Source organism: Bacillus sp. LR--39 (genome assembly GCF_053613335.1).
In genome coordinates this window covers 1-833 of sequence record NZ_JBSIOT010000613.1, presented here as the reverse complement: position 1 = coordinate 833, position 833 = coordinate 1, and the positions used below count along the sequence as shown (strand labels likewise).

1 protein-coding gene is annotated in these 833 nt (G+C 47.1%); it reads left to right on the top strand.

What is annotated here, in order from left to right:
• A partial coding sequence (locus ACWHAR_RS25305) for a 2-oxo acid dehydrogenase subunit E2 (RefSeq protein WP_452088214.1) occupies window positions 1-833 on the top strand: 833 nt, incomplete at both ends.

The following is an 833-nucleotide window of genomic DNA, read 5'->3' as shown; positions in this document are numbered from 1 at the left end:
AAAGCAGAAAGCAAGGAAAGCGTGAAAGAAGAGAAACAAGCTGAACCAGCTGCACAAGAGGTGAGCGAGGAAGCACAATCTGAAGCAAAATCAAGAACGATCGCTTCTCCGTCAGCCCGTAAGCTGGCAAGAGAAAAAGGAATTGACCTGTCTCAAGTTCCAACTGGAGATCCGCTTGGAAGAGTGCGCAAGCAGGATGTCGAAGCGTACGAAAAACCGGCATCAAAACCGGCTCCTCAGCAAAAGCAGCAGCCTCAGGCTCAAAAAGCACAGCAAAGCTTTGACAAACCTGTCGAAGTGCAAAAAATGTCACGCCGCAGACAAACGATTGCAAAACGCCTTGTAGAGGTACAGCAAACATCAGCGATGCTGACCACATTTAATGAAGTGGACATGACGGCTGTCATGAATCTCAGAAAACGCCGCAAAGATCAATTCTTTGAGCAAAATGAAGTGAAACTCGGCTTTATGTCTTTCTTCACGAAAGCGGTCGTGGCTGCATTGAAAAAATATCCGCTGTTGAATGCGGAAATTCAAGGCGATGAGTTGATCGTTAAGAAATTCTACGATATCGGAATCGCTGTTGCTGCTGATGAAGGCCTTGTCGTTCCGGTTGTGCGGGATGCGGACCGCCTGACATTTGCAGGAATCGAAAAAGAGATCGGCGAGCTTGCGAAAAAAGCAAGAAACAATAAATTAACCCTTAGCGAGCTTCAGGGAGGCTCCTTCACGATTACAAACGGAGGGACTTTCGGTTCATTGATGTCAACTCCAATTTTAAACAGCCCTCAAGTCGGAATACTGGGCATGCATAAGATTCAGCTGCGCCCTGT